This is a genomic window from Sphingomonas lacusdianchii, from assembly GCF_022664395.1.
GTDB lineage: Bacteria > Pseudomonadota > Alphaproteobacteria > Sphingomonadales > Sphingomonadaceae > Sphingomonas > Sphingomonas lacusdianchii.
The window spans coordinates 509,299-530,568 of sequence record NZ_JAKRET010000001.1; the positions used below are offsets into that span (position 1 = coordinate 509,299).

The window sequence follows — 21,270 nt, forward strand, 5'->3', positions numbered from 1 at the left end:
ACGATCCCAGGACCTGCCCCCTGTGACGGTTCGAGAGGTACCAAAACTACACTTGGGTCACAATGGGAGAAGTTGGGTGAGAGTGGGATTTTACCCCACCAGACCGGTGGATTGTGGGCTGTACGTTGTTTGTTCGCCCACCGATTGTGGACAGCAGGGCGCGCGCCGATGGGATCGCCCCCCACCGGGACCGGAAATGAATGGGCATCATTGGGATTGGCGACCGGACAGAGGCTAGCTAGGGGGCGCGGGCAACGAATTTACGGTAATCGGTGCCGCGCGTACGCGGTCAGCGCGCTTCGGCGAACGTCGCGTTGTTGCCGGGCGCGGTACCGGGTGCGATGCCCAGTTCGGCGAGCGGTTCGTCGGGATTGCCGGCGGTCAGGTTGGCGAGCGCGACATTGGCCGATTCATCGACCGCGGTGACGTCCTCGGTAATCGGCGGCTCGTCGATCGCCGAGCGGAACAGCGCACTGGCGAGCACGATCAGCAGCACGACCAGCACCAGACCGGTCGCCCCGACGCGCAGGCGTTGCAGCAGTTGCGATTGATCGGACCGTGGCAACATTCGGACGCTTGTTACGCCGAAGTCCCCGCGCTGTCGACCGCCAAGCCCTTCGCCGTTAACCATTCGGGATTGTACAGCGTCGAAAGGTAGCGGAAGCCGGTATCGCACAGGATCGTCACGACCCGGCTGCCCGGCCCCAATTGCCGTGCCAGCAGCACTGCCCCGGCAACGTTGATGCCTGACGACAGGCCGAGGCACAGCCCTTCTTCCGCCAGCAGGCGACGGACCCAAACCATGCCTTCCGCGTCCGACACGCGGAACTGGGTATCGACCGGAGCGCCATCGAGATTGGCGGTGATCCGCCCCTGCCCAATCCCCTCAGCAACCGACGATCCCTCCGACCGCAACTCACCGCAGGCATAATAGTCGTACAGCGCCGCGCCGTGTGGATCGGTCAGGGCGATGGTGACCGATTCGTCCTTTTCCTTGAGCCCCAGCCCGACCCCGGCCAGCGTTCCGCCGGTCCCGGCCGCGCAGGTGAAGCCGTCGATCCGCCCGCCCATCTGCTCCCAGATCTCGGCGGCGGTACCGGTTATATGTGCGCGGCGATTGGCGATATTGTCGAACTGGTTCGCCCAGATCGCGTTCGGCGTTTCCTCGGCGATCCGCCGGCTGGTGTGGACGAAATGGCCGGGGTTCGAATAGGGCGCGGCCGGCACGAGGACCAGCTCGGCGCCAAGCGCACGCAGCGTGTCCATCTTCTCGCGGCTCTGCGTCTCGGGCATGACGATGATCGTGCGATAGCCCTTGGCATTGGCGACCAGGGCAAGGCCGATGCCGGTATTGCCCGCCGTCCCCTCGACGATCGTACCGCCCGGCTGGATGAGGCCACGCGCCTCCGCATCCTCGACGATCGACAGCGCGGCGCGATCCTTCACGCTGGCGCCGGGATTGGCGAATTCGCACTTGGCGAAAATCTCCGCACCCGAAGCCTCGCTCGGCCCCTTGAGGCGGACGAGCGGGGTGTTGCCGATCAGGGCGAGCGTGTCGGAGGCGATATGCATGGGTTCCAGATGGCGCGGGACGTCCGCCGGGGCAAGCGCGCGGGGCCGTAGAATGGATTGGTGGGTGGCAATGGTGGCTTGGGGCTACCCCACCAACGCATCCACCAACGCCTTGACCTTCGCCTGCCGCCATTGCGGCAAGGGCGCGACCAGCCAATAGCCTTGTCGCCCGCCCTTCGGCTCGCCGACCACGCTCACCCGTCCGGCCGCAATGTCGCCGCGCGCGAGCAGTTCGGGCACCGTCGCCCGCCCAAGGCCCGCCGCCGCCGCGTCGATCGCCAACCCGGCATCGGCCACGCGCACCAGCGCCGACGCGTCCTCCGGCTCGCACCCGGCCCAGCCGATCCGCGTGTCGGCACCCCCGCCGGCCCGCTCGATCGTGACCATGCCATCCGACTCCAGCGCCTCGCCCTCATGCGCGCCCGGCCCGTCGCCCCAACGGATGGCGAGGTCGAGATTCGCCTCGGTAAAGTCGATCGCATCGTCCGCCGCGACCAGTGCAAAGCGCAGTTCGGGGTCGGTCGTCGCAATCCGCGACAGGCGCGGCAACAGCCATTTCTGGGTCAGGTCGCGCGGCGCGGCGATGGTCAGCGACTTGGACGACTGCCCCGCCTGCATCGCGCGGACCGCTTCCTCGAATTGCAGGAAACCGCCGCGCAATGCCGCCAGCCCCGCCTCGCCCTCGGGCGTCAGTTCGAGGCCGCGCGTGGTGCGCCGGAACAGCACGACACCCAGCGTATCCTCCAGCGCGCGGACCTGCTGGCCCACCGCCGCCGGCGTCACCGCCAGTTCGTCGGCGGCGCGGGTGAACGACAGATGGCGCGCCGCCGCATCGAGCACGCGCAGGCCGTTCAGCGGAAGATGCGTCCGCTTCATGCGCCGACCGCCGGGGCCAGCAGCGCGAAGCGCGGAATCGCCACGTCGAACGTATCGCCATCGTCGGCAAGCATGTGATAGCTGCCCTGCATCGCCCCGCTCGAGGTCGACAGCGGACAACCCGACACATAGTCGAAGCTGCCGCCCGGTTCGATCACGGGCAATTCGCCGATCACGCCCTCCCCCTCCACGCTGTGCCGTTCGCCGCGCCCGTCGGTGATGATCCAGTGGCGGGTCAGCAGCTGCACGGTGCGATACGACCCGTTTTCGATCCGGATATGATAGGCCCAGAACCAGCGTCCCTGTGCGGGCTGCGACTGTTCGGGCAGATAGGTCGCCGATACCCGCACCGCGATGCCGTCGGTCGTCGCCTCATGCGGGAACAGCGCCTTCATAGGGCGACCGCCCGCAATGCCTGATCCAGATCGGCGATCAGGTCGTCGGCGTCCTCCAGACCCACATTGATGCGGATCATGCCCTCCGAAATGCCCATCTCGATCCGCTTCTCCTCGGCCAAGCCCGAATGGGTGGTGGAGGCGGGATGCGTCATCAGCGACCGCGAGTCGCCGATATTGTTCGAGATATCGATGAGTTGCAGCGCGTCGAGCAGCCCGTGCGCCTGGGCACGCCCGCCATCGAGTTCGAACGAGAAGATCGGCCCGGCCATCTTCATCTGGCGCATGCACAGGTCGTGCTGCGGATGGCTGGGCAGGCCCGGCGCGTTGATCTTCGGCACGCGCTGTTCGAGGAAGCTCGCGACCTTCAACGCATTTTCCGACTGGCGCATGACGCGCAGGTCGAGCGTCTCCAGCCCTTTCAGCACCACCCATGCATTGAACGCGCTGAGCGTCGGCCCGGTGTTGCGGGTGAAGGGCAACAGGACGTCGTCGATGAACGCCTTCGTCCCGCACACCGCCCCGGCGAGCACGCGGCCCTGCCCTTCCATCAGCTTGGTCGCGCTATAGGCGACGACGTCGGCACCGAACGCCATCGGCCGTTGCAGCGCGGGGCTGGCAAAGGCGTTGTCGACGACGGTGACGATGCCCCGCTCGCGCGCCGCCGCGCAGATCGCGGTCAGATCGGCGACATCCATCGTCGGATTGGCCGGCGTCTCGAAGAACCAGACCTTCGTATTCGGGCGGCTGGCGTCGATGAACGCCTGCGTATCGCGTGCGTCGACGACATCGGTTTCGATCCCGAATTTCGGCAGCAGCGTGTCGGTCAACCAGCGACACGACCCGAACGCCGCACGCCCGCCGACCAGATGGTCTCCCGCCGACAACTGGCACAGCAGCGCGGCGGTCATCGCCGCCATGCCGGTCGCCATCGTCCGGCACGCCTCGGCCCCCTCCAGCAGGGCAATACGCTCTTCCAGCATCTCGACCGTCGGGTTCTGCAACCGCGAATAGGTCATGCCGACCTGTTCGCCGGCAAAGCGCGCGGCGGCGTCGCCCGCACAATCATAGGCATAGCCCGAGGTGAGGAACAGCGCCTCCGACGTTTCGCCATATTCGCTGCGCGCAGTGCCGCCGCGCACGGCCTGCGTTGCGGGGCGCCAATTGGCGGTGATGCTGCGGTCTTGTCCGGTCTTGCGCTTCATGCGTGGGTCTTTGCGCGCTCGGGCGGAGAATTTCCAGAGGGGATGCGCCCCGCTAGACCGCCTTGGCAGCAGAGAGTACATCGCGGCGATGCGTTCCGTACTCAATGTGCATCGCTCCATCCTCGGCCAGCCCTGGCGCTGGCGGGGGCTGGAGGGCGATGTGTGCGACGAAGGGTTCGTCGCCGACGACCTCGTCACCCGTATCCTGCTGGCGCGGGGCTGTCCGCGCGACGGGCTCGACGCGCACAAGGCGCCCAGCATCCGCCAGTTCATGCCCGATCCATCGATCTTCCGCGACATGGACCGCGCCGCCGAACGCCTCGCCGACGCAGTGCTTGCGGGCGAGCCGGTCGCGATCTTCGGCGATTACGACGTCGATGGCGCGACCTCGGCGGCGTTGCTGGTGCGCCTGTTGCGCGATTTGGGGCTGAGCGCCCGCCCGTACATTCCCGACCGGCAAACGGAGGGCTACGGCCCCAACGCCCCGGCGATGCTGCGGCTGGCGGGCGAAGGTGCCACGCTGATCGTCACGGTCGATTGCGGCGCGCAGGCGTTCGACGCGCTCGCCGCCGCACAGGGCGCCGGGGTCGATGTGCTGGTGGTCGACCATCATCAATGTACGACGCAGTTGCCGCCGGCGCTGGCGGTGGTGAACCCGAACCGACTGGATGAAGGCGAAGGCGCGGCGCATGGGCATCTCGCGGCGGTCGGGGTCGCGTTTCTGCTCGGCGCGGCGCTGCTGCGCACCTTGCGCGCGCGGGGTTTTTTCGCGTCCCGCGCCGAACCCCGCCTGCTCGACCTGCTCGACCTGGTAGCGCTGGGCACCGTCGCCGATGTCGCGCAGTTGCGCGGGTTGAACCGGGCATTCGTCGCGCAGGGGCTGAAAGTAATGGCCGGGCGGCGCAATATCGGCCTTGCCGCGCTGATCGAAGCGTCGCGCCTGACCCGTGCGCCGACCTGTACCGATCTCGGCTTCGCGCTGGGACCGCGCATCAATGCCGGTGGACGCGTCGGCAAATCGGATCTGGGCGTCCGTCTGCTGACGACGCAGGACCCGGAGGAAGCGCGCACGCTTGCGGTCGAACTCGACCGGCTGAACGAGGAACGCCGCCTGATCGAGGGCGATGTGCAGACCGAGGCCGATCTGTCGGCGCGCGCGCAGGAGGCGCGTGGCTGCGTGGTCGTGTCGGGATGCGGCTGGCATCCGGGCGTCATCGGCATCGTCGCCGGACGGCTGAAGGAGAAGCTCGGCCGGCCGGTGCTGGTCATCGCCATCGACGAACATGGCGTCGGCAAGGGATCGGGCCGGTCGATCCCTGGCGTCGACATGGGTGCGACGATCCTCGCCGCAAAGGAACTAGGGCTGGTCAGCGCCGGTGGCGGCCATGCGGCGGCGGCGGGCGTGACGGTGGCAGCGGCGGCGATCCCCGCGCTTGCCGATTTCCTGCACGAAAGAATGGAGGATGCGGTCGAAAGGGCGCGCGAAGACCGCGCATTGCTGGTCGACGCGGTGCTGGCGCCCGGCGGGGTCAGTCCGTCGCTGATCGAGGCGCTGGAGGCCGGCGGCCCCTATGGCATGGGCTGGCCCTCGCCCCGCGTCGCTGCCGGGCCGGTCCGGATCGTGAAGGCCGACATCGTCGGCAACGGCCATGTCCGAGCGATCCTGACCGGCGACGACGGCCGCCGATTCAAGGGCGTAGCGTTTCGCCAGGCCGAGACCGATCTCGGCGCGGCATTGCTCGGCGCCCCCGCGCACCGCCGCGTCTGGCTGGCCGGCCGCGCCAAGCTGGACGACTGGGGCAGCCGACCCTCCGCCGAACTGCATATCGACGACATGGCATGGGCCGACTGACAAAAAATGCAAAAGTGTGTTGACCGATCGCCAACCCTCCCCTAACAGCCCGTCCACGCCTTCACGGCCCCTTCGTCTAGCGGTTAGGACGCGGCCCTTTCACGGCTGAAACACGGGTTCGATTCCCGTAGGGGTCACCAGCGAAATCAATCACTTAGATGGTGATTGACCTCCCAAAGTCGGTGATCTGGTCCATACGTCGTCCACGGACGCGCGCGGATGGCGGTGGATGCTGGTAATCGATTCTTTCGATTGAAGAGCCATCGTTGGACGGCCCTTTAGGCGGTCGCCGCGGCACGCTCAGCACCGGTGGGCTGCAACTTTAGCGGGTGTTTCAATATTCTCGCTTTCCCATGCGGGTTCGACCGTTTCGAGCAATGGCAATCGGGAACGGATTTCGAGAAGGGCACGCCTCGGAGTGGTGTTCCCTAATATTGTACGGCCGCGATCCTTCGCACCCATCCCAAACGGGATGGTCCCCGCTGTCCCGCCCGCCGTTCCCAATCGGGAATATGGTTCGCTCTTTTCCTCCGCCACCTACGGCGGCATAGTTAGCGCATGAGCGAAACGATCCGAACTGCGACCTTGGCAGACGCCGATGCCGTCACCACGATCACACGAGCAGCTTATGCCAAATGGGTGCCGGTCATTGGTCGCGAACCCTTACCTATGAAAGCCGACCACGCTGCCCATATCAGGGATCATCGTACCGACCTTCTGGTTGTAGAGGATGAAGTGGCTGCTTTGGTGGAGATCAATCAGCGCCGCGACGATCTATTGATTGAAAATGTGGCTGTCGCTCCGCGTTTCCAAAAGCTTGGCTACGGCAGGAAAATGGTCGCTCATGCGGAGAGCTTGGCGGCAGAGGCACGGTTCGAGGCGGTCAGGCTCTACACTAACGCGAAGTTTGAAGATAATGTCCGTCTTTACAGCTCGTTGGGGTATGACGTTGAGCGAGAAGAAGCCATAAGTGACGGCGTTCTCGTTCATATGGTCAAAGCTATTTAGCGACGCCAGAATTAACGAAATCGGCTATTTAAGAAGCCGATCTATCAGTCGCGCGCCGCTATGACCGCCGCAGCTCCACCAAGTGTCAAAGCACTGATCCTGTTCGCAAGCCGCACGGCAGGGGGGGTGCGCAGGAAGGCACGCGCCTTGTGGGCGAGAAATGTCCACGTCAGATCAATCGCAGCCAAGGTGAAGAGAGTCACTGCGGCCAACGCGGCCCATTGCGAAAGCCCGACCTTGGAAACATCTATCAAAGCGGGAAGTAGGGCAACGTAGAATACCATGATCTTCGGATTGCCGAGTGTGACCGCCATGCCGGCACCAAACATGGAGAGAGGTGACGTCCGGCGTGGCAATGCTTCATCGGGGATTTCTGGCGGTTGCCGCCACATCTTCACCGCAAGCCAGGCCAAGTAGGCAACGCCAGCCCACTTCAGCACCGTAAATCCGAATTGGAAGGTTTGAGCGAGTGCCGTCAGACCTGCGAGCGCCATCGTCAGCCAGACGACCTCACCCAGCCACATCGCCAAGATGAACGGGAGAACGTCGCGCCAACCATTGGTCAGCACGCGGGATACCAAGGCAGCGACGCTCGGTCCCGGCGTTCCCGCGTTTAGAAGCAATGCTCCTGCGAAGATAGCGATCGACATTGCTTCCATGCAGAACCTCCGTGGGATCTGAGAAATCTCGCCAGCTTAGCATCGGTGGTCAAGCCCCCGCTCGCGACTGGGCAAAGACGGCTTTCCCAAAATACCATTCCAAACGAGACGGTGCCGGCCGTCTCGTTGGCCGTTCGTTTGCGGGAACGACGCTTAGCTAGGCCGCTGCCCCAAACGCCAAATAAGCAACCGCATGAACGGCTCCGGATCGTCCAAGCGAAACGCGACACGAGTAGCTGGCCCCCGCTTCTTCAAGAACGAGTGACGAAACAGAGGGCGATTTAACCGCAGCATGATGTTGGGCCAAGCAAGCAGCGCGGCATTGAGAGTCGCGGGATCGCGTACCTCCTCGCCGGTGAAGCCGCCTTCAACGGCAGCGATCGCATCGAGCGGCACGAACTGGTCGATCAGGAAGCCGGCCCGCACGCGCACGCCCTCAGGCGTTAACAGCACCGGCCTGAATCGAAACGACTTGATGAGCCCGACCAGGTACACGAAGCCTACGTCGCTTAGCACGAACATGACCAGCGTGGCGGTGCGGTTCCAATGCCCGACGAGTAGGTGGTAAACCGCGATCTCGATTGCCGACAGGATCAGCAGCGTCGCACACATCGGTGTCAGATGCTTGTGATAGGCAAAGGCTCGGGCGTTCGCCGGCACGTCGGCCGGGCCACCCCAGCGGAACAGCGCCATATGGATCACCGTCATCTCTGCGACGGCCAGGCGGACCAGCGCCGGCGGACATATCTCCGATGCGGCCAACACCCACCGCTCCTTCCGAGCGATGCCTTTATCCATCGTCCAGCGCGCTCGGGCCGTCGCCCAAGCGACGTGGCCCAGAACGATTCCCGCCATCGTCAGCGCTAGGATCGGCGCCTCGAACAGGGTGCCTCGTATCACCGATGGCGACCCCAGCCAGACGGTGAAGCTGGCGCCGGCCAGCACGCCTAGCACGGCGCTCCATGCTGGCTTTCCGGCTGATCGGGCGATCAGCGACAGCATCAGCGTGTCCGCAACCACCCACAGGAACAGCAACAGCGCCGCGAACGGATGGGCGATCGCTAACGGCGTCCGTATCGCTAATCCGGCCAGCGCGATAATGATGATGGGCGCAATGCTTGCTGCAACATGCCTGCGATCGACATCCTCACCAGTCGAGACCGCCATAGAAACCCCCGATTTCTGCGCTCGTGCTTATACACCGCCTTCGCTCGCAATCACCAGCGTCGCCATCTTCTCGGAACAGCCTTTTCGGCCAGTTTCGGGAACGCATCTGCGGCTCTCTTTTCGCGATCCTCAACGACGATCATTGGCACACACCGCCAAGGCGCTGACCACTCGGACCGGCCGCATATCCCAGCTCCTGTCGCGTCGCCTTGGCGATCCTGTAGCGCGCGAGCTGAGCCGGGTTGTCACCCGCCTCGACGATCCAGGCCGCTACCTTGCCCGATGGTGTGTCCACGTCCTCGCTGCCAACGACCCGCGCGGTGAAGGTGCCGAAACCCTTGTCGTACTGCCAGAACGAAATGGCGTAGGTGCCCCCCTCCTTGAGCGGCAACGCGGCGAAGGTCAGTCCCCACAGGTTGCCGTCCCAGGTAGGCCCCGTCAGCGCAACGTTCAGCGGAACCGATCCTGTCGCCGTCTCCCTCTCCCCGCGAATGCCATGCGCGCCATACTCGATGCTGATGCGGTGCCAGCCCTTGTCGGTTTGTTCGCGCCCGCGCTGACTATCCATTTTGATCGGCAACAGCGTCTCGCGATCAACGACGAAATGGTCGCGCATATCGAATGCACCGCTGTCGAGCTTCTGATGTACGACGATATCCCACACTGGCTTGCCGCCAGCTCGCGACGCCGTGACCGTCTGCAGCGTCGAGCCGATCGTCTTGTCACCGGCGATGATCGCGTAGCAGGTCGAACCGGCCTGAAGGCGATTGCCTTCCAATTTCGGCGTCGCCGCGCCGGCAACGGTGAGCGCCGCGACCATGACTAACGTCTTCATCAAGCATCCTTCCAATGAGACGAATTGGCACCGGCCTTCCGCCACCAGGCCAATAGCGGGATCGCGACCAACTCGATCGCCAGCGCCGCGAACTGGATCGCGCTGCCGCCAGCGTTTGGGATGGTCGTGGTAATGATGTGGACGATCAGCGAGGCGATGATTGTCGCCCCCAGCCAGAGAACCGCTGCCTTGCGCCATCCCCCTTCGAGCACGAACCAGGCGACAGCCAGGTGAGCCGAACCGAGCAGCAGCAGCAACAGCGTCAGCGCCGGGGTTACCGCGACATAGGCATCGGCCAATGCCTGCCCGCGAGTACCGCCCGCCATCAGCATGGCATGGTAGTGATCGTGACCGGCCAGCATAAACCTGGCTCCGGACAGGGCGCAGCCGAGATGAAAGGTGGCTATTGGGACGATCAGCCCGAGTATGAGGGCGTGGCTCACCAACGCGATCCGCCCTTCGGCGTGAAGAGGCAACCGGCGTCCTGCGGCCATCAGGCATCCGCAGGCAAAGCCCAGAGCCCTGCCCTCACGCCGAGCCGCGTCGAACTCCGCCAGCATCGCCCGCCCCCATTCGCTGCCGTCACGCGGCAGGCAACGCAGCGCCAGCATCATTACAAGCTCTGCGGCACCGGCCGTCATGCGAATGATAATCCGCACGCGGTGCCGGCTTGGGGTAGGATCGAACCGGCAAGAGCGACGCCGGTCGCGGTCAGCCGATAGGCATGGCGCGCCGGTCGTCCGAGCCGAGCCGGTTCCTGCCATTCGGCCTCGACCAAGCCCTGCTTGGTCATACGCATCAGCAGAGGATAAAGCGTGCCCGACGACAGGCTGGTGTCCTTCATCAGGTCGTAGCCATGCCGCCACGCCGATGGCTCCGTCATCAGAGCGGCGAGGAGCGACAGCATCTGCTTTGAAGGCCGACGTTTGCGGATCATCCGCCTAATACGGCATATGTAGATTTAAGAGTCAACGGTCGCGCAAAGAGCCATTTGGCGTCTCACAGCGTCATCGTGAGTGGGTTATGATAAGGCGCGGGTCTTCCCGATATTCCATCCCAATGGGAATGCCCCGGTCGTCTCGCTGGTCGTTTCCATTCGGGAACGGACTGCCACCGCTCATTTGCAGGCCGTGCCCACTGGCGCATAAGGTCGGCACCGGGGACAGAGGTTGGGAATATATGGATGGATACCCGCATAGCGTTACTCGATGATGCGGTAGCTATGAGCCGAGTGCTGCGCGAGATAATCGCACATACAGGTCGAGAACGGCCCAACGATGAAGCGTTCGTGACCCGGCAATACATCGCCAACCCGGCCAGTGTTCGTTGCACAGTCGCGATTGACGACGAAGGGGATGTTATCGGCTTCCAGTCCTTGGTTCGAGCGGAAGCCGGCAACCGTTACGACGTGCCGGCGGGCTGGGGGATCATCGGCACCCACATCAGTCCGCGCGCGCATCGGCAAGGCGTAGGGAGCGCCCTGTTTCGATCTAGCCGGGAGGCGGCAGAGCAAGCGGGACTAGAGAAGATCGATGCCTATATCGGCGCTGATAACCCATCCGGCCTTCGCTATTATGAGGCGATGGGCTTCCAGACCTACCGTACGCCAGAAGGCATTGTGCAAAAGGTCTATACGGTCGGCTAGCACCACCCCGCGCGAGCCTTTCCCATTATCCGATCGCGATCGAGAAGGCCCCGGTCGTCTCTCGGGCCGTTCGTTTATGGGAACATAGCGGCCCTTAGCTGGCACAGTGCTATGCGCTCGCCCGATTGTAGCGCATGGCAACGTCGCATCTGGCGTAGCGCGCGCCATAGTCAGCCATGATGCCGGGATCATGCTGGAAGCCCAGCTTCTCATAGAGGTGGATCGCCGCGGCGCATCGACCGTTCGTCAACAGGTAGAGGGGATCGGCGCCGAGTTCCTGCGCCTTATCGATGACGGCGTTCAACAGGAACTCGCCGGCCTTTAGCCCTCGCGCGGCCTTGCGGACTCCCATCTTGGTCAACTCGAAACCGCTCGCGCTGGTCTTCTGTAGCGCGCACGTTCCGATGATCCCCATCCCTGCCGCCTCCACGAACAGGATCGCACCGCCAGCGTCAATGATGCTGGCGCGCGGATTTTCCAGCGTTTTCCGATCCGTCTCTTCCATGCGGAACATGTCGGAGATCCATTCGGCGTTGATGTCGTGAAACTCGCGGGCGAAATCGTCGCAGTAGTCACGAATGGACAGCACCTCGGGCTGGGCTTGCGCCGCCAGTTGATCCAGCGGGGTTGAAGCGAGTGCGTCTTCCACGTCTGCGAGTATCGCCAGAAGCTCTTCGGAGCGTCCGTTCAAAAGCCGATCGACTGCGTCGGTGACCTGCGGCCAGACGAAGAGTTTGGCGCGGGCGATTGCGGCAGCACCATTGTCAGTGAGCGATATGGTCCGGTGTCGCTGATCGCTGCCAGTCTCCGCCTGCACTAGCCCCATGTCCACGAGCTGGCCGACGCCCCGCGTCACGCCGGGCTGACTTATGCCTACCGCTTGCACGAGCTGGCCAATCGTCAGAGCGCGACCGTCCAAGGCGACGAGCAGAGGCATATGGGCGGGTTGCACCTCGAGGCCGGCATTGGTGATGACCCGTGCCGCGCCAGCCTGCATCCGTTCTCCCAACCTCTTCAGCCGACTCCCCAAGAAGCCCGCGCCCATTTCCCGGATCACATCGCTCATAGAAACCCCATTGCCTGATATATACCGTGTTATATACTGGAAAGGTCAGATTGGAAGTAGGAAAGGCGGGACGGGGTATGGCGGTCATCAGGCATGCAGAGTTTCCGGCGGACAGCGTGGCTGTTCTCGGTATCTGGCGGGAGTTCATCGCCAACTCTTCGGTGAATCTCGATTATCAGGACAACGAAGTTGAGTTCGCGACTTTCACCGAGAAGTATGCCGCTCCCAAGGGCTGCGTGTTGCTCGCGGAGGCGGATGACGCGATCGAAGGGTGCGTCGCCATGCGGCAGGTCACTCACACCATATGCGAAATGAAGCGACTGTATGTCCGCCCCCAAGCGCGTGGTCGGCAGCTAGGCCGTGCGTTGGCGGAGCGGCTAATTGAGGAGGCTCGTGCCGCTGGTTACTGCGAGATGCGGCTCGACGTGCATGGGAAGTTTGTTTCAGCCCGCACCCTGTATGCGGACCTCGGCTTTGTCGCGGCCGAGCCCATCTCTTTCAATCCCGTTCCCGGCGCTTCATTCCTCGGATTACACCTTTAATCAATCGAGGTCGGGCTTTCCCAAAATTCGATCGTATTCGGGACAGCGGCGGACGGCAGCTCTCAGTTGAACCCGCCGTTCGGCGAGGCCCCGTATTTGGCTGTTTTGTCCCATGCGCCGTAAGGGCGGCCCCTCGCCCGAGCGAGGAGCCGACAGGTCAAATCTCGGTGTTCTCGGCGAGGGCAAGTGCGTCTTCCACATCGATGCCGAGATAGCGGACCGTGTTCTCGATCTTGCTATGGCCGAGCAGGATCTGGACAGCTCGCAGATTGCCGGTTGCCCTGTAGATGATTGATGCCTTCGTTCGGCGGAGCGAGTGCGTACCGTATTCACTTCGCATCTGACCGACCCCTGTCACCCATTCATCGACAAGCCGGGCGTACTGGCGAGTGCTGAGATGCCCATCACGATCGACTCGACTGGGGAAGACGTAGTCGTCCACCGTGCCGCCCCGCCGCTCCAGCCAAGCCAGCAGGCTGGCGCGAGCATCTGGAAGTAGCTCGAACTGAACCGGTCGGCCTGTTTTCTGCTGCATGACAATCGCTCGCGTTCGGACTTGCCCGCTGCTGACAAGGTCGCCGATCCTCATCTGCACCAAGTCGCAGCCTCGGAGTTTGCTGGCGATCGCCAGATCGAACAGCGCCCGATCTCGCAGGCGTCGACGCTGATTGAGATAGAACCGAATTTCCCAAATCTGCTTCGGTTTGAGGGCACGCTTCGCACCGACGGTTCTTCCGGCATTCCAGACTTGCCGCTTTGTGACGGTGCGCTCGGTTTCAGGCATCTCCATGATCGTTCTCCAATGGCCAGATCGGCCATCGGAAGAACGCTTGCGGGTATGACGGTCTGGTATTGCTCGGGTGCCTATGCCGACCAATTGTGGACATTCGACGACCCGGGGGTGACCGCGTCCTATGGGCCGGGTAGGTTATAAGGCTAGTGGCGATCGGAAGTCGATCAGCCCCAAGGAGAGTCCTGATGCTTTTTCACACCATGGTCGGATCGAACGACGTTGAACGGTCGAAGCGCTTCTACGACACGGTGCTCGCCACTTTGGGGGCAGGCGAAGGGGCGCGGAACATCGCCGACAGCGGCCATACGCGGCTGATCTATAATAATGGCAACGGAACCAACTTCATCGTCAGCCAGCCGATTAACGACGAACCGGCAAGCGTCGCCAACGGCAGCACCGTCGCCTTTTCGTGCAACTCGCCCGAACAAGTGAAGCAGCTTCATGATACCGCGGTCGCCAACGGCGGCACCTCGATCGAAGCCCCGCCCGGCCCGCGCAATACGGCATCGCTGGGAACAGTCGAACTCGCCTATTTTCGCGACCCAGACGGCAACAAATTGTGCGGAGTTCATTTTCCTGCATGATCTGTCCAACACGGGTTCGCTTTTTACCCTAGCGGACCCGGGTTTTGCGATCGCGCGAGTGTCCGCTTCCCACCGTTTTCCGCGATAGCGGCTCTCGACCAGCTTACGACATTCGATGATTCCCGACTAAACGGCGGCTTTTCCCAAGAGTTGCCTTTCAAGGGTGCGAGACCGGCGAGTCAGCCTCCCGCCCTAATTTCTGACGTTCGGCGAACTTAGCATTTATCCCAAAACCCGCCGTTCCTTTATGCCGTCGCGATCAACAGATTTGGGTGGGAACCGGACTCGTCGGACTGTGTTCGGCGACCGACTACCCGACGGGACGCGGAAGGTGTGCTACTGCAACGGTGTAAAACAGTACGACGTCTGCTTCTTCGGGCGGCGTAGCTGACGGAACCATCGCGATCGACACCACGTTGAATCCCGGGCCGGCGATCACCACGTTGTTTCGCAAGAATAACATCTTGCCGTCAGGTCATCAGCTTGCCCGTCTATGTCGCCGGAGGGGCGGAACCCACCTCGAATCACGTGTCACCAGCCACTACCTCGCCGCGCTGATCGCGGAGGGCGGCGCGCGCGGCGTGCTTGGGACGGTCACGGCGGTGAAGACCCAGCAGTCGGAGATCGACGCGCCGCTGGACGACCTCGTCGTCGATGGCCGCCTGCCTGACGGCACCCCTACGCGGCTAGACCTGCAGGTCACCACCACGCTGTCGTTCACCGACAGCGACGACAAGTGGGCTGACATCGTCCCCCGCGCCTGGGCCACCTTCAGGCGGACCGGGTTCAATCCCGACACCGATCGCATCGGCGTCGCAGTCAGCCAGACCACGACGAAGCTGGAACGCAGCGTGCAGCCGCTCCTCGCGCGCGCCCGGCACGCGGCGGATGCCGCGCAGTACCGGAAGCGGCTCGCCGTCGCCAACGGTTCGAACAAGGACCAGCGCGAGTTCCAGCGCATCCTCGATGAGCTGATCCGAGAGCGGGAGGCGACCGCCACCGACGCGGACATCCTCGCGTTCATGAAGTCGCTGACGATCATCGCCTTCGACCTCGACCAAGAGGACGCGTCGCGCGACCGGCTCGCCTCCGTCGACCAGCTGGCTTCCGTCGTCGGCGGGCCCGACGAGGCGCGGCGCACTTGGAGCAGTCTCACGGCGATGGCCAGCCGCGTCATCCCGAGCGGTGGCGGCGTGGACCGCGCGACCGTTGCGCGCGAACTGCAGGTCGAGGGCGTGACCGTCGGTTCGGACCGGGCGCACGCGCGGCTCATCGACGCGCTGACCCAGGAATCGCATCACGCCCTGACGAGCATCAGGGACACAATAGGCGGACGGCGGATCAACCGCGACGTGGTCAACGGGCAGGTCCTCGACGCGCTGAGTGAGGTCAGGCTGGTGCGCGTCGTGGGCCAACACGGCGCGGGCAAGTCGGCGGTGCTGAAGCGGATCGCCCTCGACCAGCCGGCGGGCGCGCCAATCCTCGTGCTCCGCGATCTGCGGGTCACGGGAGGCGGCTGGCCGGCCCACGCCGCGAAGTTCGGCGTCGTCGTTCCCCTGACAACGACGCTGCGTGAACTCGGGCGTGGCGGTTCGCGCACGCTCTTCATCGACGGTGCGGACAAGATGGATGCCGCGACCCAAGTCACGGTCAACGACGTCCTGCGGACGATTGCCGACACCCCCGACCTGGACGACTGGCGGGTGGTCATGACGATGCGCGAGGAGAACGCGCAGCGCGTGGACGGCTGGCTGGATCCCGACGCGAACGCTAAGCTCAGCTCGCGGACCATGCGCGTCGAGGGCTTCGACGACGGTGAGGCGGTCGAGGCGGCCGAGGCGATACCGCTGCTGCGGCCGCTGCTCGCCGACGCGCGCAACTACGACACCGTCCTCCGGCGGCCGTTCTTCCTCGACGCGCTATCCCGCCTGCCGGTCGCCGGCGGTGCCGAGGTCCGGTCAGAGGTCGACCTCGTCGAGCTGTGGTGGGCTCACGGCGGCGCGGACGTCGCCGACTTCGCGCCGGCGCAGGGGCGCCGGAACGTGCTGCTGAAGTTGGGCGAGCAGCTTCTCATGGGGCCAGGTGCTCCGTTGGCGATCCGCGACATCGATCCCGTCGCGCTGGACCAGCTGCTCCGGTCGGGTGTGCTGCGGCACGTCGACGAGGGCAGCACCGTGGCGTTCAGCCACGACATCTACGAGGAGTGGGTGCTCGAGCGCGTCCTGTTCGACCGGCGCGGGGACATCGCGACCGCGGTTCGCGACGGGCACCAGGACCTGCAGCTCGCCCGGCCCCTCCAGCTCCTTGCGGCCCACCTGCTCGAGCGGTCGAAGGACGGCGACGCGTGGGCCGCCTTGCTGGGCGCGCTCGGGGCGGACGACCTGCGCGCTACCTGGAGCCGCGTCGTCCTTTCGGCCCCCGTCCGGTCAGTCCGCAGCGCCGAGATGCTCGACCGCATCGAGGACGCGCTTATGCGCGAAGACGGACGGCTGCTCATGCGCCTGATCCTGTCGGTCCGCACGACCGAGACCGTGCGCGACCTGCGCTTTCTCGACGAGACGCAGTTCCCCGACCTGACGGGCGATCAGCGCGAGCAATACGCCTCCGAGGCGGCCGCACCGCAGTTCGTGAGCTGGATACGCCTGATCACCTGGCTCGTCTCGCGACTGGGCACCCTTCCGCCGGCCGTCGACGCGGAGCTGGTGCCGCTGTTCGATTCATGGGTGCTAGCTTTGCCGGCGCAACTCGCGAGATACGCGCTCGTTCCGGATATCGCGGCCTGGGCCAACGGGCGCCTCGGGGACGGCGATTCCGCCGGCAAGCCTGAACGCGGAGCCTGGACCGGACGCCGTGGCGATCGGGCACCCGTCCGAGCGCTGTTACTGAAATCCGCGGCGGGTGATCCGGACACCGTTCGGAGCTACCTCGCCTCGATCTCTGACTACGCCCTTGACCGCGTGAGGAAGCAGATCGTTGACGGGAGCGCCGGTCTCGCCGCATCGCTACCCGCCGAGACCGCGGACTTCGTCCGCCGGGCCTACCTGCTCGCCCATGACCGTCGGCGCAGCGATGGCTACTCCTCGGTCCGTGACCGCTCCGACGTGCTCGGAATCGGCGACGACAGCGACTTCTATCCGGCGTCGCCGTTGCGTCCGCCGTTCCTGCAGCTCCTGCGGACGGATGCCGATGTCGGCCTGGCGCTCATCCGCGACCTCTGCAACCACGCGATGGACGGCTGGCGACGGTCTTGGCGCCAGCGGGGCGAGACCCCGATACCGATCACCATCGACCTCGGTGAGGGCGACGCCGAGTTCTGGGGCGATGACGGCACGTATCGCTGGTTCCGCGGCGGATCGCACGTCCACATCCTCGACACGGCGTTCCTGGCGCTGGACGCCTGGGCGCACGAGCGCCTTGAGGCCGGCGACCCGCTCGACGAACTCTGCCGGCGCATCGCGCGGGGCAACGAGTGCAACGCGGTCCTTGGGATCTGCGCCGGTCTGGTGCTTGCAAACTTGGGTAGCGCCGCGACGAGCACGGTCGCGCTCGCGATCGGCACGCATCCGGCGCTGTGGACATGGGACATCGGTCGGCAGGTCCTCGACATGGGGTCGCAGGCCAACGAGATGGGCTACTGGGGCGGGTCGGCCTTTCTCGCCGGCGCGCTCCGGACGCTCAACCGGCTTCCCCACCGCCAGCGCACCGTGCGCGACCTCGCGCCGTTGCTGGCGGGCCTGGCGCCCGAAGAGGTGAAGGCCGCCTACGCGTCCGCGATCGCCACCTTCCTCGACCGTGTCCCTTACTCAACGGCCGAGGAACAGGACGACCCGGAACGCGCGGAAACGCGCCGCTCATCGTTCGAGGCGCTGCGCCAGCAGGCCGATCCGGCCAACCTCGTCCGCGAGGTGGTCGATGGCCGGGAATACATCTCGATTAAGCCGCCTTACGTCGAGGGCGAAGAGCACAAGGAGATGCTGGCCGGTCACGCGGCGCTCAATCGGGTCCTGCGGCTCTACCTCTGGGCTAGCGCCGCGGTCGAGAGCGGCGTGCCGGGTGGAGAGTTCACGCTGGACGACGCGTTCGACGAGATGGTGGCGCTGGACGAGGAGGACCTGTTCGACGAGATCGCCCCCATCACCGACATGACCCGCCACAATGCGCAGTCGGCGGTGTCGGCCACCGCGGCCGTGATCGCGCGGCACGCCGAGAACGAGTTGTGGGCGAAGTCGGAGGAGACCGTCGTCGGGATAACCCGGCGCGCGGCGACGATGGCCGAGGTGAAGGACGAGCTGTCCATCCGCAGCGCCCACGTTACGGCCCACCCGCCGGCGATGGCGGCGCACGCCTATGCCTCGCTCATGCGCCGCCAGCCCTCCAATCCGGAGTGGCGAGAGGGGCTGCTCCAGCTCGCGGTCGACCCGATCGAGAAGGTCGTCGAGGCGGTGTACGACGCCGCGCCGGTCTTCGCGAACACGGTGCCCGAGATGGTCTGGGCGCTGTTCTGCCTCGCCACGCGCCGTGCCGCCCGCTCGCACGACAGCGGCCACGGCCTCTACTGGTCGCGGGCCGAAGCCCATCAGCAGTCGGAGATGGCCGACGAGTTCGAGCGCGCGCTGGCGGCAGGTGAGACACCCAGTCCCGATCCGGCGCCGGCCTCGGCGGGCTCGCGGCCCAATGGCGACTACTACCGCTCCGACCTGCACTCCAACGCGTTCCGGCTCCCGATCCCCCCGATGCTCGCGCCGGGCACGCGCGACGCACTGATCGCCCACGCGGCGTCCGCCCTGGACTGGGCGCTCGCCTCGCTTGGCGAGAGGGACGGGCGTGGGGACACGCCCTTTGAATGGCTGTTCAAGTTCGGCCGGTGGCTGGGGCGCCTGTGCGCTCTGCTGCCTGCGTCGGAAATCCGGACGCTCGTTATCGCGCGCGTCGATGCCGCGGCCCGCCGCGCCGGCGAAGAGGTCATGGACATGGTCGTGCGCAGCTTCCTGATCGACCGCATGCTGCGGACTGAGGCGCTCGACGCCGGGACGCTCGAGAGCTGGGATCTCCTTACCGGCTGGATCGTCGATCGGCCCGTGTGGGCGGGAGAACCGGTCGATGCGGGCCAGCACGAGCGGGGCCTAGCCGTGTCGTCCTTCTTCTGCGCGGCGTCCGGCGGGATGGTCTGCGGCGTCGATTCCGCGTGGCCGAATCTCGACGCGGTGATGCCGATGCTAGACCGCGCGGCAGCCGCCTTCGGCGCGGAGAAGACCGCGTTCAACGCAATGCTCGCCCTCATGCGCGCGAGGCCCGACCGCCTGCTGCCCGATCCCGGCCTCGGCTGGATTGGCCGGGTCGTGCGTGCCCGGAGGTCGAGCCTCGATTTCTGGGAATACGCGTCGAACGGCGAGAAGGTGGTCCTTCTCCTGCGGGAGCTGATCGCCGCGCGCGCGCTCGAGCAGCACCACCGCGAGATCGTGGTCGAGGTCTCGGACGCACTCATCGAATTGGGCGTGAAGGGCGCCGCGTTCCTGCAACAGGACTTGGTGAGGCATGCTAGGTGACCGCCGACGTCGACGACGATGGCGAGCGGATGGTCTGCGCCGAATGCATCGGCGAAGCCTTTCTGAGTGCCGGCGTGACGCGCCGCTGCGGTGAGGCGATTTGTTCGTTTTGTGGCGAGATGGCACCGGCCATGACCGTCGAGGAGCTCGCCGACGCGGTGGAAGCAGCGTTTTCCGTCCACTACTACCGGACCACGGACCAGCCGGACGCGTTCGAGTCCGCGATGCTCGCCGACCGCGAATCGGATTTCGAGTTCGAGCGACGCGGGGAGGATGTCCTGTGGGCGATCGCAGGCGCCGCCGAGGTGTCGGAAGAGATCGCGGAGGAGGTCCTCGAGATACTTTCGGAGCGGCACAGCGACTTCGACTCCGCCGCGGCCGGCGAGGAGTGCGAATTCGATCCGGAGAGCCGTTACGAACAGCGCGGCCCGGACGACGTCGAGTATCAGCTCGAATGGCGCAGCTTCGAGCGGTCGCTTCGGACTGAGACGCGCTTCTTCAACAAGGAGGCGGAGTCGCTCCTTGGGCGGATCTTCGATGGCGTTGGCAGCCTGACCACGGGAGATGGCCGTCCGGTCGTCAGGCTGGCAGGCCCCGGCGAGGAGCTGAGCGGTTTTCACAGGGCGCGGGTGTTCCATGGCGATGTGCGGCTGGCGCTGGCGCTCGAGCAGCCGGTGCGCGAGCTTGGGCCTCCGCCCAACGAGATCGCAGTCGACGGGAGGATGAACGCGCGCGGCGTTTCGCTGTTCTACGGCGCGACCGACCCAGCGGCGGCGTTGGCGGAGGTTCGCCCCCCTGTCGGCAGCCGCGCGCTGGTCGGCAGGTTCGACGCCGTCCGGCCCCTGCGGCTGCTCGATATCAACGCGCTGCGGTCCGTCTACATCGATGGGAGCGTGTTCGACTCCGGCTACATGGTCCGCCTCGAGCTCGCGAAGTTCCTGAAGAGCCTGAGCGGGCGCATGACCATGCCGGTGATGCCGAACGACGAGAGGTCCGAGTACCTGATCACGCAGGCGATCGCCGACTACCTCGCGTCGAACGTGGAGCTGGATCTCGACGGACTGCTGTATCCGTCGGTGCAGCGCGCAGGAAGTCACCACAACGTGGTGCTGTTCCGGAGGGCGTCAAAGATCGAGCCGGTGGCGTTGCCCGACGGCACGGTCGTTTCGGCGAGCCTGGGCGAGATGGACGAGGGCGGGTGGTCGCCGGGCTGCTCGGTTTCGGAGGTCGTTCCACCGCCGGATCCTCCGGCTCCACCCCGGCCGGAGCCGCTGTTCTGGGAAGGCCCGTTCATCAATCCCTTCGCCACGCCAGATGACGACCGGGACCCAGCGCTGCGCCTGGAGGTGGACAGCCTAACCGTACTCGAGGTCGCTGCGGTCCAAATCATGACCAAGGCGACCCAGGTGACCCGTTACCGCAGTCAACGCCGCACGTTGGACATTTGACTTCGTGGCCTCGTGCTCGACGATGGCGAGGTCCCTCATGCACTTCGCTGGATCGTCATGGTCGCTCGAGCACCTGA

Annotated in this window: 19 protein-coding genes and 1 tRNA gene; 8 read left to right on the forward strand and 12 right to left on the reverse strand. The window is 65.2% G+C overall.

Annotated features, from left to right (window positions below):
• Nucleotides 1-289 precede the first annotated feature (289 nt).
• The 5 genes from MF607_RS02420 to MF607_RS02440 all read right to left on the reverse strand — a co-directional run bounded on the left by MF607_RS02420 (nucleotide 290) and on the right by MF607_RS02440 (nucleotide 4,048).
• Nucleotides 290-568, reverse strand: coding sequence for a hypothetical protein (locus MF607_RS02420; protein ID WP_242115868.1), 279 nt, complete (start codon nucleotides 566-568; stop codon nucleotides 290-292).
• Between the two features lie 11 nt (nucleotides 569-579).
• A complete protein-coding gene (locus tag MF607_RS02425; RefSeq protein ID WP_242115869.1) occupies nucleotides 580-1,572 on the reverse strand; it encodes a cysteine synthase A in 993 nt (330 codons plus the stop codon).
• A gap of 84 nt (nucleotides 1,573-1,656) precedes the next feature.
• Nucleotides 1,657-2,448 (reverse strand): LysR family transcriptional regulator, encoded by a 792-nt coding sequence (locus MF607_RS02430; RefSeq protein WP_242115870.1) that lies wholly within the window; start codon nucleotides 2,446-2,448, stop codon nucleotides 1,657-1,659.
• Nucleotides 2,445-2,843, reverse strand: coding sequence for a Co2+/Mg2+ efflux protein ApaG (gene apaG / locus MF607_RS02435; protein WP_242115871.1), 399 nt, complete (start codon nucleotides 2,841-2,843; stop codon nucleotides 2,445-2,447). The genes MF607_RS02430 and apaG overlap by 4 nt, the downstream gene beginning before the upstream one ends.
• Nucleotides 2,840-4,048 carry a trans-sulfuration enzyme family protein gene (locus MF607_RS02440; protein ID WP_242115872.1) on the reverse strand — a complete coding sequence of 403 codons (1,209 nt, stop codon included), beginning with the start codon at nucleotides 4,046-4,048 and terminating at the stop codon, nucleotides 2,840-2,842. The genes apaG and MF607_RS02440 overlap by 4 nt, the downstream gene beginning before the upstream one ends.
• Nucleotides 4,049-4,136: 88 nt before the next feature.
• Between MF607_RS02440 and recJ the strand changes: the two genes are divergently transcribed.
• From recJ to MF607_RS02455, 3 genes are all read left to right on the forward strand, one after another.
• Nucleotides 4,137-5,900, forward strand: coding sequence for a single-stranded-DNA-specific exonuclease RecJ (gene recJ / locus MF607_RS02445; RefSeq protein ID WP_242115873.1), 1,764 nt, complete (start codon nucleotides 4,137-4,139; stop codon nucleotides 5,898-5,900).
• Between the two features lie 65 nt (nucleotides 5,901-5,965).
• A tRNA-Glu gene (locus tag MF607_RS02450) sits at nucleotides 5,966-6,040 on the forward strand.
• A 418-nt stretch (nucleotides 6,041-6,458) separates the two neighbouring features.
• Nucleotides 6,459-6,908, forward strand: a complete 450-nt coding sequence (locus MF607_RS02455; RefSeq protein ID WP_242115874.1) for a GNAT family N-acetyltransferase — start codon at nucleotides 6,459-6,461, stop codon at nucleotides 6,906-6,908.
• A 44-nt stretch (nucleotides 6,909-6,952) separates the two neighbouring features.
• Here the strand turns inward: MF607_RS02455 and MF607_RS02460 are convergent, their stop codons facing one another.
• The 5 genes from MF607_RS02460 to MF607_RS02480 form a co-directional block, all read right to left on the reverse strand.
• A complete protein-coding gene (locus MF607_RS02460) occupies nucleotides 6,953-7,567 on the reverse strand; it encodes a LysE family translocator (protein WP_242115875.1) in 615 nt (204 codons plus the stop codon).
• A gap of 153 nt (nucleotides 7,568-7,720) precedes the next feature.
• Nucleotides 7,721-8,734 (reverse strand): hypothetical protein, encoded by a 1,014-nt coding sequence (locus MF607_RS02465; protein WP_242115876.1) that lies wholly within the window; start codon nucleotides 8,732-8,734, stop codon nucleotides 7,721-7,723.
• Between the two features lie 139 nt (nucleotides 8,735-8,873).
• Nucleotides 8,874-9,569, reverse strand: coding sequence for a DUF3108 domain-containing protein (locus MF607_RS02470; protein ID WP_242115877.1), 696 nt, complete (start codon nucleotides 9,567-9,569; stop codon nucleotides 8,874-8,876).
• Nucleotides 9,569-10,183, reverse strand: coding sequence for a hypothetical protein (locus MF607_RS02475; protein WP_242115878.1), 615 nt, complete (start codon nucleotides 10,181-10,183; stop codon nucleotides 9,569-9,571). The genes MF607_RS02470 and MF607_RS02475 overlap by 1 nt, the downstream gene beginning before the upstream one ends.
• A 23-nt stretch (nucleotides 10,184-10,206) precedes the next feature.
• Complete coding sequence (locus MF607_RS02480) at nucleotides 10,207-10,506, reverse strand: PadR family transcriptional regulator (RefSeq protein ID WP_242115879.1); 300 nt, start codon at nucleotides 10,504-10,506, stop codon at nucleotides 10,207-10,209.
• Between the two features lie 246 nt (nucleotides 10,507-10,752).
• Here MF607_RS02480 and MF607_RS02485 point away from each other — a divergent pair, with 246 nt between their 5' ends.
• Nucleotides 10,753-11,214 (forward strand): GNAT family N-acetyltransferase, encoded by a 462-nt coding sequence (locus MF607_RS02485; protein WP_242115880.1) that lies wholly within the window; start codon nucleotides 10,753-10,755, stop codon nucleotides 11,212-11,214.
• A 109-nt stretch (nucleotides 11,215-11,323) separates the two neighbouring features.
• Here the strand turns inward: MF607_RS02485 and MF607_RS02490 are convergent, their stop codons facing one another.
• Complete coding sequence (locus MF607_RS02490) at nucleotides 11,324-12,280, reverse strand: bifunctional helix-turn-helix transcriptional regulator/GNAT family N-acetyltransferase (RefSeq protein WP_242115881.1); 957 nt, start codon at nucleotides 12,278-12,280, stop codon at nucleotides 11,324-11,326.
• Between the two features lie 77 nt (nucleotides 12,281-12,357).
• On the opposite strand from MF607_RS02490, the gene MF607_RS02495 reads away from it, so the two are divergent.
• A complete protein-coding gene (locus MF607_RS02495; RefSeq protein ID WP_242115882.1) occupies nucleotides 12,358-12,822 on the forward strand; it encodes a GNAT family N-acetyltransferase in 465 nt (154 codons plus the stop codon).
• Between the two features lie 157 nt (nucleotides 12,823-12,979).
• Here the strand turns inward: MF607_RS02495 and MF607_RS02500 are convergent, their stop codons facing one another.
• Nucleotides 12,980-13,612 carry a tyrosine-type recombinase/integrase gene (locus MF607_RS02500; protein ID WP_242115883.1) on the reverse strand — a complete coding sequence of 211 codons (633 nt, stop codon included), beginning with the start codon at nucleotides 13,610-13,612 and terminating at the stop codon, nucleotides 12,980-12,982.
• A 188-nt stretch (nucleotides 13,613-13,800) separates the two neighbouring features.
• Here MF607_RS02500 and MF607_RS02505 point away from each other — a divergent pair, with 188 nt between their 5' ends.
• The 3 genes from MF607_RS02505 to MF607_RS02515 all read left to right on the forward strand — a co-directional run bounded on the left by MF607_RS02505 (nucleotide 13,801) and on the right by MF607_RS02515 (nucleotide 21,193).
• Nucleotides 13,801-14,199 (forward strand): VOC family protein, encoded by a 399-nt coding sequence (locus MF607_RS02505; RefSeq protein WP_242115884.1) that lies wholly within the window; start codon nucleotides 13,801-13,803, stop codon nucleotides 14,197-14,199.
• A 416-nt stretch (nucleotides 14,200-14,615) separates the two neighbouring features.
• Nucleotides 14,616-19,745, forward strand: a complete 5,130-nt coding sequence (locus MF607_RS02510; RefSeq protein WP_242115885.1) for an NACHT domain-containing protein — start codon at nucleotides 14,616-14,618, stop codon at nucleotides 19,743-19,745.
• Entirely contained in the window at nucleotides 19,742-21,193 is a 1,452-nt protein-coding gene (locus MF607_RS02515) for an RES family NAD+ phosphorylase (protein ID WP_242115886.1), read from the forward strand. The genes MF607_RS02510 and MF607_RS02515 overlap by 4 nt, the downstream gene beginning before the upstream one ends.
• The last annotated feature ends 77 nt before the right edge of the window (nucleotides 21,194-21,270 follow it).

Bases quoted from the DNA above. Each gene is read 5' to 3' on its own strand.
- MF607_RS02420 (WP_242115868.1), bottom strand. From the start codon at position 568: ATGTTGCCACGGTCCGATCAATCGCAACTGCTGCAACGCCTGCGCGTC.
- MF607_RS02425 (WP_242115869.1), bottom strand. From the start codon at position 1,572: ATGCATATCGCCTCCGACACGCTCGCCCTGATCGGCAACACCCCGCTC.
- MF607_RS02430 (WP_242115870.1), bottom strand. From the start codon at position 2,448: ATGAAGCGGACGCATCTTCCGCTGAACGGCCTGCGCGTGCTCGATGCG.
- apaG (WP_242115871.1), bottom strand. From the start codon at position 2,843: ATGAAGGCGCTGTTCCCGCATGAGGCGACGACCGACGGCATCGCGGTG.
- MF607_RS02440 (WP_242115872.1), bottom strand. From the start codon at position 4,048: ATGAAGCGCAAGACCGGACAAGACCGCAGCATCACCGCCAATTGGCGC.
- recJ (WP_242115873.1), top strand. From the start codon at position 4,137: ATGCGTTCCGTACTCAATGTGCATCGCTCCATCCTCGGCCAGCCCTGG.
- MF607_RS02455 (WP_242115874.1), top strand. From the start codon at position 6,459: ATGAGCGAAACGATCCGAACTGCGACCTTGGCAGACGCCGATGCCGTC.
- MF607_RS02460 (WP_242115875.1), bottom strand. From the start codon at position 7,567: ATGGAAGCAATGTCGATCGCTATCTTCGCAGGAGCATTGCTTCTAAAC.
- MF607_RS02465 (WP_242115876.1), bottom strand. From the start codon at position 8,734: ATGGCGGTCTCGACTGGTGAGGATGTCGATCGCAGGCATGTTGCAGCA.
- MF607_RS02470 (WP_242115877.1), bottom strand. From the start codon at position 9,569: ATGAAGACGTTAGTCATGGTCGCGGCGCTCACCGTTGCCGGCGCGGCG.
- MF607_RS02475 (WP_242115878.1), bottom strand. From the start codon at position 10,183: ATGATGCTGGCGCTGCGTTGCCTGCCGCGTGACGGCAGCGAATGGGGG.
- MF607_RS02480 (WP_242115879.1), bottom strand. From the start codon at position 10,506: ATGATCCGCAAACGTCGGCCTTCAAAGCAGATGCTGTCGCTCCTCGCC.
- MF607_RS02485 (WP_242115880.1), top strand. From the start codon at position 10,753: ATGGATACCCGCATAGCGTTACTCGATGATGCGGTAGCTATGAGCCGA.
- MF607_RS02490 (WP_242115881.1), bottom strand. From the start codon at position 12,280: ATGAGCGATGTGATCCGGGAAATGGGCGCGGGCTTCTTGGGGAGTCGG.
- MF607_RS02495 (WP_242115882.1), top strand. From the start codon at position 12,358: ATGGCGGTCATCAGGCATGCAGAGTTTCCGGCGGACAGCGTGGCTGTT.
- MF607_RS02500 (WP_242115883.1), bottom strand. From the start codon at position 13,612: ATGGAGATGCCTGAAACCGAGCGCACCGTCACAAAGCGGCAAGTCTGG.
- MF607_RS02505 (WP_242115884.1), top strand. From the start codon at position 13,801: ATGCTTTTTCACACCATGGTCGGATCGAACGACGTTGAACGGTCGAAG.